Here is a 16,424-nt window from a genome sequence, read left to right on the forward strand (position 1 = left end):
CCTCAGCGGGCGGTGAGGGCGGAGAAGAGCTCGAGGGCGGTGTCGCAGCGGTCGAGGAGGTCGCCGACGTGCGCCTTGGTGCCGCGCATCGGGTCGATGGTGGGGACGCGCTGGAGCGACTCGCGCCCGGGGAGGTCGAAGATCACCGAGTCCCACGACGCGGCCGCGACGTTGTCGGCGTACTTCTCGAGGCAGCGGCCGCGGAAGTAGGCGCGGGTGTCCTCCGGGGGCTCGTGCATGGCCCGCTCGACCGACCGGTCGTCGAGGAGCCGCTCGATGCGGCCCGCGGCGACGAGCTTGGCGTAGAGACCCTTCTCGGGTCGGATGTCGGAGTACTGCAGGTCGATGAGGTGCAGCTTGGCGTCGTCCCAGTCGAGGCCGTCGCGGTCGCGGTACTGCTGGAGCAGCTTGAGCTTGGCCACCCAGTCCAGCTCGCCGGCGCACAGCATCGGGTCCTGCTCGAGCCGGGTCAGCACCGACTCCCAGCGGGCGAGGACGTCGCGCGTCTGGTCGTCGACGTCGTTGCCGAGCCGGTCGTCGACGAACTTGCGAGCCAGGTCGAGGTACTCCAGCTGCAGCTGCACCGCGGTGAGGGTGCGCCCGTCACGCAGCGTGAGGAGGTGCTGGAGGGTCGGGTCGTGGGAGACCGCGCGCAGCGAGGCGACGGGCTGGTCCACGCCGAGGTCGCGGGTGATGTAGCCGTCCTCGATCATGGCGAGCACGAGCGCTGTGGTGCCGACCTTGAGGTAGGTCGACACCTCCGCGAGGTTGGCGTCACCGAGGATCACGTGCAGCCGGCGGTACTTCTCCGGGTCGGCGTGCGGCTCGTCGCGGGTGTTGATGATCGGCCGCTTGAGGGTGGTCTCGAGGCCCACCTCGACCTCGAAGTAGTCGGCGCGCTGGCTGATCTGGAAGCCGTGCTCGCGACCGTCCTGGCCGATGCCGACCCGGCCCGCTCCGACGACCACCTGCCGGGACACGAAGAACGGGGTCAGGTGCCGCACGATGTCCGCGAACGGCGTCGAGCGCCGCATCAGGTAGTTCTCGTGGGCGCCGTACGACGCACCCTTGTTGTCGGTGTTGTTCTTGTAGAGCACGATCGGCGTCGCCCCCGGGACCTGGCCTGCCGCCCGGGAGGCGTCGAGCATGACCTGCTCCCCCGCCTTGTCCCACCGCACGATGTCCAGCGGCGTGGTGACCTCCGGGGTGGAGAACTCCGGGTGCGCGTGGTCGACGTACAACCGGGCCCCGTTGGTGAGGATGATGTTGGCGAGGCCCAGGTCCTCGTCGGTGAGCTGGCTCGGGTCCGCCACCTGGCGCGACATGTCGAAGCCACGCGCGTCGCGCAGCGGCGACTCCTCCTCGAAGTCCCACCGGGCCCGGCGCGCCTTGATGGTCGACGTCGCGTAGGCGTTGACCACCTGGGAGGACGCGACCATCGGGTTCGCGGCGGGTTGGCCCTGCACCGAGATGCCGTACTCGACCTCGGTGCCCATGATCCGCCGTACGCTCATGGGGCGAGCCTACGAGGCCGGGGCGAGGAGTGAGCGGGATGGGCATCTGGAACGACCGGGTCGTGCCGCACCTGGTGGACGCGTCGCTGCGCAGTCGCGAGGTCGGCGTGCTCCGTGAGCGCGTCTGTGCCGGGCTGCAGGGCCAGGTCCTGGAGATCGGCTTCGGCTCCGGGCTCAACACCCGGTTCTACCCGCCGGAGGTGACCGGGGTGAGCGCCGTCGAGCCCTCCGACGTGGCCTGGCGGCTGTCGGAGGAGCGGCGCGGGCGCAGCGGCGTACCGGTGGCCCGCTCGGGCCTGGACGGTCAGCACCTGGCCGAGACCGATGCGTCGCACGACGCCGCGCTGGTGACCTTCAGCCTCTGCACGATCGAAGACCCGGAGCTCGCGCTGCGGGAGGTACGCCGCGTGGTGCGGCCCGGTGGTCGGCTCCACTTCGTGGAGCACGGACTGGCACCCGAGCCGGGTGTGAGTCGCTGGCAGCGGCGGCTCGAGCCGGTGCAGCGCCGGGTGGCCGGCGGCTGTCACCTCACGCGGGACGTGCCCGCCATGCTCGCCCGGGCGGGGTGGAGACCGGACGGGGAGACGGGGTGGCTCGAGCAGGAGTACCTGCCCGGGCCGGCGGTCGGACGCCCCTGGACCCATCTGTCCCTGGGCGTCGCGACCTCGGTGTGACGTCAGCGGCGGCTGCGGAGGAAGCTCATGAGAGCCAGGACCACGACGACGACGATGGCGATGATGACGATGGTGCGCACGATGCACTCCCGGGGGACGAGGAATCTTGCCTTCCGGGGGGTCCCGGAGCGGTCACTGTAGCCCCCCGGAGTGGGCCGGAGGCTCACCCCCGCGGGCGACCCCGCGAGCCGCTTCCGGCGGGGTCAGCCCCGGCTCTGCCAGGCGTGCGCGAGGTTGACGCCGACGATGCCGAGCAGCGTCACCAGCAGCGGCAGGAACGCGTCGTTGACGCCCAGCGCGATGCTGATCGGGATGAAGGCGACCAGCGAGATGATCCCCAGCGCGAGCTGGCGCGCACCGGCGCCGGCCACCGCGGCGGACCGGCGCTGCTGCAGCGAGACCTGCTCGGCCACCCGCTGCTCGACGGCCCGCTCGATGCGCTCGGCGAACCCGTCGACCAGCTCCGCGTCGTACCGCGCCCCGAGCTCGCGACGGGTCGCCAGCGCAGCCTCGATGTCGCCGTGCCCCAGCTCGTCGTCGGCTGGGGTCACAGGTACTGACCGGTGTTGGCGACGGTGTCGATGGAGCGGCCGGGCTCGGTGCCCTGCTTGCCGGTGATGAGCGTGCGGATGAAGACGATCCGCTCGCCCTTCTTGCCGGAGATGCGCGCCCAGTCGTCGGGGTTGGTGGTGTTGGGCAGGTCCTCGTTCTCCTTGAACTCGTCGACGCACGCCTGGAGCATGTGCTGCACCCGCAGGCCGCGCTGGTCGTGCTCGAGGAAGTCCTTGATGGCCATCTTCTTGGCCCGGTCGACGATGTTCTGGATCATGGCGCCGGAGTTGAAGTCCTTGAAGTAGAGGACCTCCTTGTCGCCGTTGGCGTAGGTGACCTCGAGGAAGCGGTTCTCCTCGGACTCGGTGTACATCCGCTCGACGGTGGCCCGGATCATGCCGGCCACGGTCGCGTCGCGGTCGCCGCCGAACTCCGCCACGTCGTCGGCGTGCAGCGGCAGGGACGCGACGAGGTACTTGGAGAAGATGTCGCGCGCCGACTCCGCGTCCGGGCGCTCGATCTTGATCTTCACGTCGAGGCGGCCGGGTCGCAGGATGGCCGGGTCGATCATGTCCTCGCGGTTGGAGGCGCCGATGACCAGGACGTTCTCCAGGAGCTCGACGCCGTCGATCTCGCTGAGCAGCTGCGGGACGATGGTGTTCTCCACGTCCGAGGAGACACCCGACCCGCGGGTGCGGAACAGCGAGTCCATCTCGTCGAAGAACACGATCACCGGGGTGCCCATCGACGCCTTCTCGCGGGCCCGCTGGAAGACGAGCCGGATGTGGCGCTCGGTCTCGCCGACGTACTTGTTGAGGAGCTCGGGGCCCTTGATGTTGAGGAAGTAGGACTTCCCCTCCTGGCCCGTCCTGGCGGCGACCTTCTTGGCGAGCGAGTTGGCGACCGCCTTGGCGATCAGCGTCTTGCCGCAGCCGGGCGGACCGTAGAGGAGGACGCCCTTCGGGGGCTTGAGCTGGTGGTCCTTGAAGAGCTCGGGGTGCAGGTAGGGCAGCTCGACGGCGTCGCGGATGGCGTCGATCTGGGAGATCAGGCCACCGATCTGCGAGTAGTCGATGTCGGGGACCTCCTCGAGCACCAGCTCCTCGACCTCGGACTTGGGGACCCGCTCGTAGGCGTAGCCGGCGCGGGCGTCGAGCAGCAACGAGTCGCCGGCGCGCAGCGGCTCGTCGAAGAGGGGCTTGGCCAGGCGTACGACGCGCTCCTCGTCGGCGTTGGCGATCACCAGGCCGCGCTCACCGTCCTCGAGAAGCTCCTTGAACATGACGACCTCGCCGACCTTCTCGAAGCCGAGCGCCGCCACCACGTTGAGGGCCTCGTTGAGCATGACCTCCTGGCCCTTGACGAGCTCGTCGAGGTCCACGGCGGGGCTCACGTTGACCCGGAGCTTGCGACCGCCGGTGAACACGTCGACGGAGTCGTCCTCGTTGCGGGCCAGGAAGGTGCCGAAGCCGGCGGGCGGCTGCGCCAGCCGGTCGACCTCCTCCTTGAGCTTCATGATCTGGTCGCGCGCCTCGCGCAGCGTCTGGGCGAGCCGCTCGTTCTGGCTGGTCACGGCGGCCAGCGACCGCTGGGTGTCGGCGAGTCGCAGCTCGAGGCCCCGGGACTGGCCGGGCATGTCGGTGAGGCGGCGACGGAGGTCACCCACCTCGGCCTCGAGGAAGCGCACCTGCTGCACGAGCTCGTCGGGCGTGCGCCCCGCTCCGGCGGGCGTGGATGTCGATTCGGACATGTGCGTCACCTCCTTGGTCCTTCGGACACTACCCATCTCCTGATGGGACGGAAGTGGATAACCGCCAGTGTTGATCACTATTTCGTCGCGATCCGGACTCGGCCGGCTCCACCGGCGGTGCCGCCGCCGGCGACTCCTCAGGCCGACGGGTCGTTGAGGCGGTGGATCGCGAGCAGCTCGTCGTCGGTGAACTCCCCCGACGCGCGCAACACCTCCTGGACCACGGCCGACTTGCCGGCGAGGTAGACGTCCATGTCCATGGCCGGGTCGTCGGCCAGGGCGCGCTTGACGTCGCCGTACGCCGTCCGGAGGTCCTCGTCATGTCGCAGCACGTCGCGGACGGCGAGGTGGTTACGGACGTTGATGGTGCCGGAGGCGCACACGTAGACGTGACGACGCGGTGCGGTGTCCGGGGCGTGGAAGGCCTCCCGGTCGGTGACGCCGAGGTCGCCGCGGTGGACGTAGCCGACGCGCTCGAGCGCACCGACCGCGTCAGGGACGTGCTCGCGGTCGACGATCACGTCGATGTCGAGGATCGGCTTGGCCGCGAGACCGGGCACGGACGTCGAGCCGACGTGCTCGACCCGGGCGCCGGGGATGTCGGCGACCGCCCGGCGCAGCACCTCGGCGACCTCCTCGAAGCGGACCGCCCAGTCCGGGGACCAGTCGACGACCTCGAGGCTCACGCCTCGTCGGTGGTGACGGCGTTGGTGGCGTCGGCCTCCGGGAGCGGGGGGAGGTCGGCGGGACGCGGACCCGTGTAGTCCGGGCCGTAGGCGCCGGGCGCGGGACGGCGGGTCTTGCGCATGGGCTTCTCCCCCGGCGCCATCCGGCGGGCGGTGACGAGGAAGGCGGTGTGACCGATCATCTTGTGGCCCGGACGGACCGCGAGGCCCTCCACGTGCCAGTCCCGGACCAGCGACTCCCACGGCTGCGGCTCGGTGAAGCCGCCGTGGACGCGGAGCGTCTCGACGACGCGGGAGAGCTGGGTCGTCGTGGCGACGTACGCACAGACGATGCCGCCGGGGACCAGCGCGTCGGCGACGGCGTCCACGCAGCTCCACGGATCGAGCATGTCGAGGATGACGCGGTCGACCTGGCCCTCGATCTGGGGCAGCCCCTCCTTCAGGTCGCCCAGCCGCAGGTCCCAGGCCGGGTGCGTCTCGCCCTCGGGGGCGGAGAAGAACTGGTCGACGTTGCGCTTGGCGACCTCGGCGAACTCCTCGCGGAGCTCGAAGGACGTCACCCGGCCCCACGGGCCGACGGCCCGCAGCAGCGAGCAGGTCAGGGCGCCGGACCCGGCGCCGGCCTCGACGACGCGGGCGCCGGGAAAGATGTCGGCCAGCGCGATGATCTGGGCCGCGTCCTTCGGGTAGACGACCGCCGCGCCCCGGGGCATGGACACCACGAACTCGCTGAGCAGCGGGCGGAAGACGAGGTACTGCCCGCCGGCCGACGACACGACCGTGAAGCCCTCGTCGCGGCCGATGAGCTCGTCGTGCTCGAGGTGCCCGCGGTTGGAGAAGAAGCGCTTGCCCGGCGTCAGCTCGAAGTTGTGGCGGCGGCCCTTCTGGTCCGTCAGGCGCACCCACTCGCCGGCCCGCAGCGGGCCGCGGTGGACACCGGACCACGCCTCCCGCGGGACGTCTGGGGAGGGTACGGCGGGGGTCGTCTCGGGCATGCGCGGAACCCTAGTGCTGGGTGCCCGTGGTCGCGGAAATGACGCGTACGCCGGGTCGTAGGTGGGTCGACCGGGGCCGGGGTCAGCGGCGCGCCTCGGCTCGCCGGTGCTACGCGTGGACGGGCGCCGACTCCGGCGGCTCGACCTCGCGACGCGCCAGGATCCTCGTCCACCCGGCCAGCGCCATCAGCCCGCCGATGCCCATCGTGGTCAGCAGCACCACCCGGGACTGCCGGATGACGCGGCCGCACGCCGCTGCTTCGCCCGGTTGAGCGTCCGCAGCGCGTGTCGCGTTGCTTGCCGTGTCGGGCGTACCGGACACGAGCCACGACGCCGAGATCGCGGCGCCGCAGCGGTGGGTCCGACCCATGACCTGCGTCGATCTCTGGTGCTCGGTGCCGACGGAGAAGGCCAGGAGGACCACGAGCAGCCCACCCACGACCGCAACCCTCGCCCCTGTCATCACGCCAGCATGGACCCGCGTCGCTGCCCCGACCACTCCCCCGCCACCGGATCACCTCAGCGCGTGCGCTCGCGAGAACGGTGGTTGACCATCCATCCCGCCGTCACCCGCCCGCCCGAGCCGTGGGTCGACCTCGAGGTCACAGCGACCGCCCGGAGCGTCGAGACCTCGACGGGCTGACTCGATTGCATCGAACGCGGCGTCACGTGGCCCTTGCACGCGCCTGTGGCCCCGCCGATGCTGCGTTGGCGGGGTCCGGGGCGTGGTGGTCAGAGGTCGGGCGGGTGTGGGTCCGGCAGGTCGTCCGGATCCGAGCCCGTGGGTTTGGGCGGCGCGTCGTACCGGTCCGGTGCGTCGGTGCCCTTGCGAGGGGACGGGATCTCAGGCTCAGGCCAGGCGCGGCCGATGGGTTGGCTGCCGGTGTGGTCGCGGAGGTAGGTGTGGCCGAGCGGGCTGGTCCAGACGAAGACCCCGGGTTCGGTCATCTCGTACCGCCATCGGCCCCGTGTCTTGAGCCTATGGTGGCGCCTGCAGAGCGGCGCGAGGTTGTCGGTCGCCGTCGGCCCGCCGTCCTCGGGGTGGTCGTGGTCGTAGGGGATCACGTGGTCGAGGTCGCAGAGCCTGGCGTTGCGACCACACCACGGGAAGACACACGTGCCGTCGCGGACGATCACGTGCTCCCGCATCTCCGGGGTTGGCCGGTAACCCGTGCATTCGAGGCGTTCGCGGAGGTCGATGACCTTGGTGACGACCACCTGCACGTCGGCGCGGCCGCACCAGGCCTGGATCTGGTCCACGGACAGCAACCGCTGGCCGCCCTGCTCGATCCGCCCGCACAGCGCCTCGTCCGGCGCGTCCGGGTGGTCGACGTGGGTGATCGGGTCCGCTGAGAGATGGGCGTAGAGGTGGATCTGCGTCACGGGCTTCACCGGCCGCTGCGGTCGCACCTCACCCCCCGCAGCGTTGTCCTCGGCCTCATCCGGGTCGTCGAAGCCGATGGTGAACTGGTGCCGGGCGAGATCACCGAGCGCGGTGGCCCGGCGTCCGTCGACGGTGTCGGTGGACCCGAGCTTCGCGAGGTGCTCGGCTCCGCGCTTCACGGCTTCGGCGAGTGCGAGGGCGTCGGGGATCTCCAGGTCGGCCTCGAGGTGCATCGTCCCGTCGAACGACGCCTGCTCGGTGTCGAACGTGACGTGCCGCTTGTCCGCCGAGTCGTCCAGGGACTTCTGCACCGCGTCGGGCATGAACCGCACCCTGGCCTCGTCGACCACCCGGCGCAGCTGCGACGGCGTCAGCCGCGAGGCACACCAGAAGACCTGCTCATCCACGTGGGTCGCCGCCTCCAACGTCAGCGCGAGGGTGGTCTGCGCGATGATCCGCGCCCGCCATCCCGCGACCAGCCCGGACAGGACCGCACCCCAGAGCCTGGGGAGGCGGTAGGCGACCTCGACACAGTCGGTCAGGAACCGGCCCGCACTGTCGTTGGTCCGACCCAGCATGGTCGCGAACTCCGGCACACAGAACTCATCAATGGACGGGGACCCCTCGCCGGCGAACGTCTTCGGCGAGGTGAAGCAGGCCTCGGCGAACTCGGGGTCCGCGATGTGCAGGTCGGCCCAGTGCACCGCCAGGCGCATCATCTCGACGTCCTCCGCTGCGGCCCGATCACGCGAGTCCTTCACCGCACGCAACAGCTCGGCCGGGGTGTCCGGGAGAGCGGGTGCGGTGGTCGAGGTCATGGCTCCAGCCAATCAGGGACCACCGACATTCAGAGGCCGTCGAACCCCTTCCTGACCAGATGGTGGACACGACTTTCGACGACTTTTCGGACCGGCGGGCGGCGCGGTTTCGAGGCTCGCTGCGCTCGCACCTCAACCACCGACAGCACGGTCCCGGGGCGGTGGGTGGCCGGGTTTCGAGGCTCGCTGCGCTCGCACCTCAACCACCGACAGCACGGTCCCGGCGCGGCGGGTGGCGTGGGTCCGAGAGCACGTTCTGCGCTCGCACCTCAACCACCGAGAGGTCCGGCGACGGGTCAGCGGCGCGGGGCCTCGCGAAACGCCTTGTCGACGTCGGCGGTGACGAGCACGCCACAGATCTGGCCGTCCTCCTCGAGCAGGAGGTACTCGTCGGCAGGGCGTCGGCTGATCGCGAGGATCAGCTCCTCCCCCTCGATCGTGGCGGGCAGCGAGAGCCCGTCCTCGAGGGTGCGGGCGACGGCCGAGACGGCCATCCAGGGGCGCCGGTCGGCGGGGGTGGCCAGCACGGCCGCCTCGTTGACGATGCCGGTGGCGCGACCGGCACTGGTGGTCGTGACGATGCTCCCGGCGCCGGCCTCCTGCGCGCGGCGTACGGCTTCGGCCAGCGGCAGGTCCTCCGGGACCGCGAGCGTACGACGCGCGAGCGGGCGCGCGACCAGGTGCGGGAGGCGTCGGCGCAGCCGCGCCTGGGACATGGCCGCGGTCGCGCCGGTCCACAGGAAGACCGCGAGCACGAAGACGAGGGCGTAGTCGAAGAGGGTCGGCTCGACGTCGAAGACCTCGCGCTGGACCAGCGGCCAGGCGAGCACGGCGAGCGCGGTGAGCCGCCCTCCCCAGCCGGCGACCAGCGTGCCGCGGTGCTCGTTGCCGGAGACGCCCCAGACGAGGGACTTGAGCACCCGGCCACCGTCGAGCGGCAGGCCGGGGACGAGGTTGAGGACCCCGATCAGGAGGTTGGCGCCGGCGAGACCCTCGATGGTCACCCGGATGAGCCCCTCCGGTACCACGAACCACGCAGCGGCAGCGACGAGGCCCACGGCGATCGAGGTCAGCGGGCCGACGACGGCGATCCAGAACTCCTGCCGGGGCTTGCGCGCGGCCCCGTCGATCTCGGTCATGCCGCCGAGGAAGTGCAGGGTGATCGAGTTGACGACGTACCCGAAGCGCTGCGCCATGAGGGCGTGCGACGCCTCGTGCAGCAGCACGGCGAGGTAGAGCATGACGGCGAAGACGAGCCCCGCGACGTACTTGAAGACGCCGAGCCCCGGCTCCACCTGCTCGATGCGCGGCGCGATGGCGAAGGCGATGAGCGCGGCCACGAGGAACCACGAGCTGGTGACGAGCACGTCGATGCCGGAGACCGAGCCGACGCGGAACGTGCCGGCAGGGCGCTGCCGATCGGCATGTTGTCGATCCGCCGGCGGAGGAGTCTCGGTCACCCCACGAGCCTAGCCGCGGGCCGTGGTGTCGGTGGGGTCACCTAGGGTGCGGCGCATGAGCTCGACTGCCCCCTCCCCCGCCGACCGGGTCTCCACCCCGGTCGACGGCGTCGACGTGCTGGGCGCGCTCTCCCCGAGCCGGGCGGGCGACTTCATGACCTGCCCGCTGATGTATCGGTTCCGCACCATCGACAAGCTCCCCGAGCAGCCCTCGCCCGACGCCGTCCGGGGCACCGTGGTGCACAAGGTCCTGGAGGACCTCTTCGACCTGCCCGCGACGGACCGCACGCCCGACGTCGCGGCCGACATGCTCGTCCCGTCCTGGGAGGCAGTCCTGGAGGCCGCCCCCGAGGTCGCGGAGATGTTCGGTGACGAGGGGCCCGACGTCGCCTCGTGGCTGACCTCGTGCCGTGAGGTCCTCGACCGCTACTTCACCCTCGAGGACCCGCGCCGCCTCGAGCCGGCCGAGCGCGAGCTGTACGTCGAGACGGTGCTCGACAGCAAGCTCCTGCTGCGTGGCTTCGTCGACCGCCTCGACGTGGCCCCTGACGGCCGGGTCAGAGTGGTGGACTACAAAACGGGACGAAGCCCTGGGCCGGGCTTCGAGGCCAAGGCGCTGTTCCAGATGAAGTTCTACGCCCTGGTCGTCTGGCGCACCCGCGGCGTGCTGCCGAGCGTGCTGCAGCTGGTCTACCTCGGCAACGGCGAGATCCTGCGCTACGAGCCCGACGAGGCCGACCTGCTCGCCACCGAGCGCAAGGTCGAGGCGGTCTGGCGCGCCATCCGCGAGTGCGAGGAGACCGGCGACTGGCAGCCCAGCCCGTCGCGGCTGTGCGACTGGTGCAGCTACAAGCCGTTCTGCCCGTCGTACGGCGGCACGCCACCGCCGCTGCCCGAGCGGGTGCCGGTCCCGGACCCCTCCGGGGACGTCGACACCGACGAGGGCGTCACCGCCCGCTGACGAAGCCCGCCAGGTCCTCGGTGGTCAGGCCCGCGAGCGTGCCCGCGAAGACCCGACGCCGCCCGTCGAGGATCGGGACGTGGTTGGGCACGCACAGCACCACGCAGCCGGCCGCCTCGGCGGACTTCGCCCCCGTGTTGGAGTCCTCGATGGCCAGGCAGTCACCGGCCTCCACACCGAGGTCCGCAGCCGCCTTGAGGTAGGGCTCGGGGTGCGGCTTGCCGAACTCCACGCGGTCGCCGGTGACGACGGTGCCGAAGGTGCCCTCCGGCAGGTGCTCCAGGATCGGCTCCACGAAGCGCATCCACGACATCGTCACGAGGGCACAGGGGACGTCGTTGGCCCGCAGGTCGGCCAGCAGCTCGCGACCGCCGGGGCGCCACGGCACCTCACGTCGGACCCGCTCGACGACGCCGTCGAGCAGCTCGTCGACGATCTGCTCGGGGGTGCGGTCGATGCCCATGTGCTCGCGGATGTAGACCCCGGACTCGAGCAGCGCGTTGCCGACGAGGTTGAGGGCGTGCTCGTCCGACCAGCTGCCGCCGTACTTCGCGGCCATCGCGTACTCGGTCTCGATCCAGTACGGCTCGGTGTCGACGAGGGTGCCGTCCATGTCCCACAGGACGGCCGCCGGCGGGCGCACTCCCCCATCCGGGCGCTGACCTGCGGAAACATCAGAATTGACGGTACTCAGAATGCCCTCCGAAGCGCTTCATGCGACGTTCCATGCGACGAACCACCCTAGAACGGGACCCTCCGGCATAGAACATCGTGGCGGCGACCCCGCCCCGGCCTGGCCGCATCCGGACGCCTCGCGACCGATCCCGCGCGGACCGTGGCGCTTGTACACGTCATGAGCAACCACACCATCGCCGTGCCGATCACCACCTGGGCCGAGCTGCGCAGCAGCGACCGCGAGGTCCTCAACCGGGCCGAGGTCGCCGCGCTCCTCTCCCTCGACCCCCGCACCGTCGACCACGCCATCGAGGACGGCACCATCCCCGCCGTCCACGTCGGTCGCCGCGTCCTGATCCCCCGGCGCCCCCTTTTGCGCGCCCTCGGCGTCGATGAGGAGACCTCGACGTGACCGCACGCCGGGCCTCCACCGCCCGCGGGCGCGGCACCGGGTCCATCACGTCCTACCGGACGAAGGCCGGGCGCCGCTGGCGCTTCGAGATCCGCGTGCCCCTCGACCCCGGCCGGCCCGAGGAAGGCACCCGGGCCCTGTCCCGCGGCGGGTTCACCAGCCACGACGAGGCCGAGACCGGCCTCACCCTGCTGCGCGCCGACCTGCTCCGCCGGATCCCGCAGTCCGTCGGCCGGGACACCTTCCGCGGCTACGGGCAACGGTGGCTCGACGGTCACGCCTGCGGCAACGGCACGCGGATGTACATCCAACGGGTGCTGAAGGCGATGGACCCCTACATCGGCTCGGTCCCGCTCACGGACGTCCGGGCCACCGACCTGGCCGCGGCCTACCGGGGGCTCGAACGGGGGCTCCGGCAGCCGCCGTCACCCAAGCGTCCACACCCGGGGCTGGCCACCTCCACCGTGGCGAGGTACGCGAACTGGGTCAACACGATCTTCCTGGCAGCGCTCGACGAGGGACTGATCGTCAAGAACCCCGCCAACTCCAAGCACGCCGGCCGCCCCAAGGGCGAGAGCGCCAAGCGGGTGAAGCCGTTTGCGATCTGGAACGTCGAGCAGCTCACCCGGTTCTGCGACTGGGCCCTGACCGAGGACGAACCCTGGGCGATGGCCTGGGTGCTGCTCGCCCGCACCGGACTGCGCTCGGGCGAGCTGTTGGGGCTCCGCTGGGGTGACGTCGACCTCGTCAAGCAGGAGCTGCGCATCGAGCGTGCCCTGCACTACGACGAGACCCGGCCCGCCGGGGACCGGTACGCGATCGGCGCGGTCAAGGGCGGTCGGCCGCGCACCGTCACCATCGACACCACCTGCGTCACGCTGCTGCAGGAGTGGCGCCGAGACCTGCATGCCGCCCTGACCGGGGAACGAGACAACGTCACCGCGCTCCGCGGGTTGCGCTCCAGCGACCCCGTCTTCCCCCCGTTGCCCGGCCGCGCGGCCACCCAGTCCGGCCTGCTCGCCGCGTTCCAACGCGTCCAACAGCACTACCGCCACGCGCACCCCGACCACGACCTGCCCGCCCTCACCGTGCACCAGCTGCGCCACACCCACGCCTCCCTGCTCTTCGAGGCCGGGCAGTCGGTCAAGGTCGTCCAGGAACGCCTCGGGCACGCCAGCGCCCAGGTCACGCTCAACACCTACGCCCACCTGCTCCACGACGCCCAGACCCGCGCGGCGGCGGCTCTCGACGAGCTCCTCGGCGGAGGCATCGGAACCGGTCGTGAGGCGCACTGAGGCCCGTGCGGTGAACCAGAACTGCGCGGGTGACGCAATGCGCCACCGGGTTGAACCACGTCAACGCCTTCCGAATCGGACAGCCACGCCCCTTGCCTGAAGGCGTGCAGAACAGCGCTTCGGTCACTGGTGGGCTTTGTGCCACACACACGCCGTTCGCCACCAGCGAGCGCGTCTCGGACACCGACAAGATGGGGCATGTCGTCCTCATTGGCGCCTAGAGTCGCTCTCCGGGGTCGCGGGGTCGGGGGACCACCGCGGCCACGGGGGCCGACCGTCGGGTGAGTGCCGCAGGGGCGTGAACCCGCGGTCGGCCACACCAGGCGAGGGTGACGTTTGCTGACACTGTCGCAGCGGCGGCACAGCGGAGCCCGGTTAGAGCGCGGGCCGAGTGGAGGTCTTGTCAACGCAGCGTTTCGAGGCGCCGGCCGTCGCTCGGTTGTCCGGGTGGGAGGCCGGGGCCGCGTCGTACCTCGAGCAGTCTGCGAGCGGCGTGCGTGAGGGGGCAGCCGCCGTCGGCGGCGAAATGGATCGCGTCGACGAGCTGCCTGTGCGACCCGTCTTTCACGAGGTATCCGCAGGCTCCGGCTCCGAACGCCTCCCGAATGAGCCTGCGGGTGCAGGTGACGCTCAGGATGACGACACGGACGTCGGGCAGCTCGCGGCACAGCTCGCGGGTGGCGTCGATGCCGTCGCGTCCCGGCAGCCTGATGTCCATGACGACCACCTGGGGTTGCGTACGCCGACCCGCTGTGACCGCCTCCTCTGCGTCGGCGGCCGTGGCGACGAGCTGGAGACCGGATTCCTGACCAACCACGTAGGTCAGCGCGTCGAGCATGACGCGGTTGTCATCGACGAGCATGACCGTGATGAGAATGTCGATCTCCTCTCACGATTCCGACCTCGTAAGACGGATCGTCCAGCATCGACCTTGAGGATCCTTGGGGTTAGAGGTCACGATCACACCCAGCGCGCCGACCCGTCGGCTGGCGGCGCGAGACGCATCGCATAAGCGAATGCCGACGACGGGATGCGCGGCCTCCGAGCGGCGAAGGAACCCCGCGTCCGGGCTGCCGCGCCTGATCGTGCGCGTCTTGGCCTCTGCGACGCTGTCAGCCCCCTCGGCGGTCGGCGAACTCGGTTGCGTCCCATTCCGAGGGAGACGCGGGCCGTCCTCCATGAGGCGTCACGCGACCGTCAAGGTGGTGTGCGAACAACTTCGTGCTGCCGAGCTCGCCGGAGATCAACCTGAGGTGTCCCAGTGACTGTTCCAGGGACTCGTGAGCGTCGTACTCGTGCCCGCCCCGGCGACAGGCCCACCGTCCGTCGGCAAGCTCAATTGCTCGCAGAAACCACACCATCCAGGAATCGTGGCACCGCTAGTGCGCCGTCATGTAGGGGCGAATGGCACCTGGGTGGGATCCCGCAGATGCGCCGACCCTGCGGCGCGGGCACGTCTCCTCCGCCCCTCGCCCTCGGGGGACCACCTCCACGGGCTCGCGAGCGCCTGGGCACGTGGTCGCGGACGACGCTAGATGGATCACTCGTGCCTGGGTTCGTCAGCGCGCCGGCAGGTTCGTCGTGGCTCGGTGTAGGCACCCAGCTCGAACCCTCCTCGGAAGTCGTTGCCGCCAGCGCCAGGCCACCGTGCTCCGCGCCGGCTCGGAGAGTCCCGAGTCGGCATGACCCGTTCAGATCGCCGCCGAAGCAAGTCGTTGGTCTTGCGAGTCCCGGCGCAGCCGACCGTGGCCGTTTCGCCCGGTCGTGCACAGCCAGCCCGGCCGCTCGGCGAAGCACACACACCCTCGACGGGTCTACGACGCGGCCATGATCGGCCACCCGAGCCGTAGCGCACGGCACCCAGCATGGCCGGTGGCACGGGCGCTGGGATGCTGCGCGACGCAGCGATCGCGTGGCGTGCGGTCAAGGGTGGACCGCAGCCCGGAACTACATCGTCGAGAAGCAGCACCCAATCGGCCGGGGGCCGCTTTGCCCAATGGCTGACCGAGCGGGTCATCCGGCCATGGGTGTCGGTCCCCGTTGCGTCTGCGGACCGGTCCGGAGCACCATGGTTGGGTGACCCAGCCTGCACCGGAGCCTGCAGAGGACTACGAAGCGTGGCGTGACCTTCAGGATGTCCTCGAGGAACGCGACCGCGAGTGGTGGGACGACGACCAGGACGACGACGAGGGGTAGCTATCCCGACATCAGACCGCGCGCGCTTCGCACTGGGCGACGCCCCGTCCTGTCACGGAAGAGACCGTGAGACGGGGCGCCGCGTCAATCGCACCCTGATGGCTCAAGGCACACACCCCCTGGTAGTGGCCCTAGAGCCACCCCCGTTGTGGGTGCACACCTGACGTACCCCCGACTTCCCCGCGTATACGGGGTGCGGCGTCGTCGGAGCCCCATGGGGTGGGCTCCGACGACGCCGGCAGACGATGCTCACGTGCGTGGCCGGGGTGTGGGTCGGGCCGGAGCCACTCACACTCGCCAGCAGTGATCCGCCCGCAGTGAGGCAGGGCAGACTCCCTCCCAGGAGGCGACACAAAGATTAGGCCGAGGGCCAGTCGCAGCGGGGGTGAACAGCGAAGGTGACCAGAGTTGGTGACGGTTGTCACCAGTCCGGGCGCCACTCGGACTTGTCGAGGCGCACCCGGTCGGCTGGGAAACTGCCGACGTGGCGCATGCCGTCGCGGCTCCAGTTTACGTTCACCCACCAGGTGCCGTCGTCGCGCTGGGACCACATGCACAGCGCGCCGGAGTGCCAGACGTGATCGACAAGTACCGCGACCTCGGGCCGCTCGCCTGGCGGGTAGACGTGGGAGGGCACAGCCCGGATGCTAGGCCACTCGACCGCCCGCCGGAGCGTGTCCGGCGGGCGGTCGGATGATGGTCGGAACGTTCCCCCGACCGCGAACCACGAGCCCGATGCTAGGCGGGACTGTGCGCGTCGGTACCACCCACAGAGGTGATCCACCTGTGAGGGCAGCGCACCGACGCCGGTCTGGCCGATCGGGGGAGACGCAACCATTGCGACATCGAACGCAAAACCGCCCACGCACGGGGGGAGCGACGTGGGCGGCTGCCTGGCGCCTGCCGCGAGGCCGAAGACGTGAGCGTCACGCAGCGTCGGGCGTCAGTTCGACCGTAGGGCTCTCCCTCGCAGGATGGCTAGGCCCGCTACGGGGTAACTCCCCCGATCGTTCACCGCCCAAATGCACGATGACGATCGGAGTAAAGACCGG

Annotated in this window: 15 protein-coding genes; 4 read left to right on the forward strand and 11 right to left on the reverse strand. The window is 70.7% G+C overall.

Translation table 11 applies throughout. The features are described 5' to 3' along the window. Window positions 1–2: 2 nt before the first annotated feature. Window positions 3–1,514 (reverse strand): depupylase/deamidase Dop, encoded by a 1,512-nt coding sequence (gene dop, locus DAE25_RS07585; RefSeq protein ID WP_107765612.1) that lies wholly within the window; start codon window positions 1,512–1,514, stop codon window positions 3–5. A 38-nt stretch (window positions 1,515–1,552) separates the two neighbouring features. Here dop and DAE25_RS07590 point away from each other — a divergent pair, with 38 nt between their 5' ends. Next, a complete protein-coding gene (locus tag DAE25_RS07590; RefSeq protein WP_107765613.1) occupies window positions 1,553–2,188 on the forward strand; it encodes a class I SAM-dependent methyltransferase in 636 nt (211 codons plus the stop codon). 203 nt (window positions 2,189–2,391) lie between these two features. On the opposite strand, the gene DAE25_RS07595 is transcribed toward DAE25_RS07590, so the two are convergent. The 7 genes from DAE25_RS07595 to DAE25_RS07625 all read right to left on the reverse strand — a co-directional run bounded on the left by DAE25_RS07595 (window position 2,392) and on the right by DAE25_RS07625 (window position 9,833). After that, complete coding sequence (locus DAE25_RS07595; RefSeq protein WP_107765614.1) at window positions 2,392–2,739, reverse strand: hypothetical protein; 348 nt, start codon at window positions 2,737–2,739, stop codon at window positions 2,392–2,394. After that, a complete protein-coding gene (gene arc, locus DAE25_RS07600) occupies window positions 2,736–4,490 on the reverse strand; it encodes a proteasome ATPase (protein ID WP_107765615.1) in 1,755 nt (584 codons plus the stop codon). The genes DAE25_RS07595 and arc overlap by 4 nt, the downstream gene beginning before the upstream one ends. 137 nt (window positions 4,491–4,627) lie before the next feature. Continuing rightward, complete coding sequence (locus DAE25_RS07605) at window positions 4,628–5,176, reverse strand: GrpB family protein (protein WP_107765616.1); 549 nt, start codon at window positions 5,174–5,176, stop codon at window positions 4,628–4,630. After that, window positions 5,173–6,171 carry a tRNA (adenine-N1)-methyltransferase gene (locus DAE25_RS07610; protein ID WP_107765617.1) on the reverse strand — a complete coding sequence of 333 codons (999 nt, stop codon included), beginning with the start codon at window positions 6,169–6,171 and terminating at the stop codon, window positions 5,173–5,175. The genes DAE25_RS07605 and DAE25_RS07610 overlap by 4 nt, the downstream gene beginning before the upstream one ends. A 109-nt stretch (window positions 6,172–6,280) precedes the next feature. After that, the gene (locus tag DAE25_RS07615) at window positions 6,281–6,610 is read right to left on the reverse strand and encodes a hypothetical protein (RefSeq protein WP_107765618.1); all 330 of its coding nucleotides are present in this window, start codon (window positions 6,608–6,610) and stop codon (window positions 6,281–6,283) included. 293 nt (window positions 6,611–6,903) lie between these two features. Continuing rightward, window positions 6,904–8,373: an HNH endonuclease signature motif containing protein gene (locus DAE25_RS07620; RefSeq protein ID WP_107765619.1), complete on the reverse strand. Its 1,470-nt coding sequence runs from the start codon at window positions 8,371–8,373 to the stop codon at window positions 6,904–6,906. A 296-nt stretch (window positions 8,374–8,669) separates the two neighbouring features. Further along, window positions 8,670–9,833 (reverse strand): site-2 protease family protein, encoded by a 1,164-nt coding sequence (locus DAE25_RS07625; protein ID WP_107765620.1) that lies wholly within the window; start codon window positions 9,831–9,833, stop codon window positions 8,670–8,672. A 55-nt stretch (window positions 9,834–9,888) separates the two neighbouring features. On the opposite strand from DAE25_RS07625, the gene DAE25_RS07630 reads away from it, so the two are divergent. Further along, window positions 9,889–10,794 (forward strand): RecB family exonuclease, encoded by a 906-nt coding sequence (locus DAE25_RS07630; protein ID WP_107765621.1) that lies wholly within the window; start codon window positions 9,889–9,891, stop codon window positions 10,792–10,794. On the opposite strand, the gene DAE25_RS07635 is transcribed toward DAE25_RS07630, so the two are convergent. After that, a complete protein-coding gene (locus tag DAE25_RS07635; protein ID WP_234410914.1) occupies window positions 10,781–11,437 on the reverse strand; it encodes an HAD family hydrolase in 657 nt (218 codons plus the stop codon). The genes DAE25_RS07630 and DAE25_RS07635 overlap by 14 nt on opposite strands. 210 nt (window positions 11,438–11,647) lie before the next feature. Between DAE25_RS07635 and DAE25_RS07640 the strand changes: the two genes are divergently transcribed. Both DAE25_RS07640 and DAE25_RS07645 read left to right on the forward strand, forming a co-directional pair. Continuing rightward, window positions 11,648–11,881 (forward strand): helix-turn-helix domain-containing protein, encoded by a 234-nt coding sequence (locus tag DAE25_RS07640; protein ID WP_107765622.1) that lies wholly within the window; start codon window positions 11,648–11,650, stop codon window positions 11,879–11,881. Continuing rightward, window positions 11,878–13,176: a tyrosine-type recombinase/integrase gene (locus tag DAE25_RS07645; RefSeq protein WP_107765623.1), complete on the forward strand. Its 1,299-nt coding sequence runs from the start codon at window positions 11,878–11,880 to the stop codon at window positions 13,174–13,176. The genes DAE25_RS07640 and DAE25_RS07645 overlap by 4 nt, the downstream gene beginning before the upstream one ends. A 403-nt stretch (window positions 13,177–13,579) precedes the next feature. Here DAE25_RS07645 and DAE25_RS07650 read toward each other — a convergent pair whose 3' ends face one another. Further along, window positions 13,580–14,038 carry a response regulator gene (locus DAE25_RS07650; RefSeq protein ID WP_107765624.1) on the reverse strand — a complete coding sequence of 153 codons (459 nt, stop codon included), beginning with the start codon at window positions 14,036–14,038 and terminating at the stop codon, window positions 13,580–13,582. 1,755 nt (window positions 14,039–15,793) lie between these two features. Beyond that, window positions 15,794–16,009 carry a hypothetical protein gene (locus tag DAE25_RS23085; RefSeq protein WP_159083631.1) on the reverse strand — a complete coding sequence of 72 codons (216 nt, stop codon included), beginning with the start codon at window positions 16,007–16,009 and terminating at the stop codon, window positions 15,794–15,796. Window positions 16,010–16,424 lie beyond the last annotated feature (415 nt).

It is taken from the genome of Nocardioides terrigena, from assembly GCF_003047265.1.
In the GTDB taxonomy this organism is placed as follows: Bacteria; Actinomycetota; Actinomycetes; order Propionibacteriales; family Nocardioidaceae; genus Nocardioides; species Nocardioides terrigena.

Excerpts from the sequence above, each read along its gene's own strand:
- DAE25_RS07630 (WP_107765621.1), top strand. The coding sequence starts at position 9,889 with ATGAGCTCGACTGCCCCCTCCCCCGCCGACCGGGTCTCCACCCCGGTC.
- dop (WP_107765612.1), bottom strand. The coding sequence starts at position 1,514 with ATGAGCGTACGGCGGATCATGGGCACCGAGGTCGAGTACGGCATCTCG.
- DAE25_RS07620 (WP_107765619.1), bottom strand. The coding sequence starts at position 8,373 with ATGACCTCGACCACCGCACCCGCTCTCCCGGACACCCCGGCCGAGCTG.
- DAE25_RS07650 (WP_107765624.1), bottom strand. The coding sequence starts at position 14,038 with ATGCTCGTCGATGACAACCGCGTCATGCTCGACGCGCTGACCTACGTG.
- arc (WP_107765615.1), bottom strand. The coding sequence starts at position 4,490 with ATGTCCGAATCGACATCCACGCCCGCCGGAGCGGGGCGCACGCCCGAC.
- DAE25_RS07610 (WP_107765617.1), bottom strand. The coding sequence starts at position 6,171 with ATGCCCGAGACGACCCCCGCCGTACCCTCCCCAGACGTCCCGCGGGAG.
- DAE25_RS07590 (WP_107765613.1), top strand. The coding sequence starts at position 1,553 with ATGGGCATCTGGAACGACCGGGTCGTGCCGCACCTGGTGGACGCGTCG.
- DAE25_RS07640 (WP_107765622.1), top strand. The coding sequence starts at position 11,648 with ATGAGCAACCACACCATCGCCGTGCCGATCACCACCTGGGCCGAGCTG.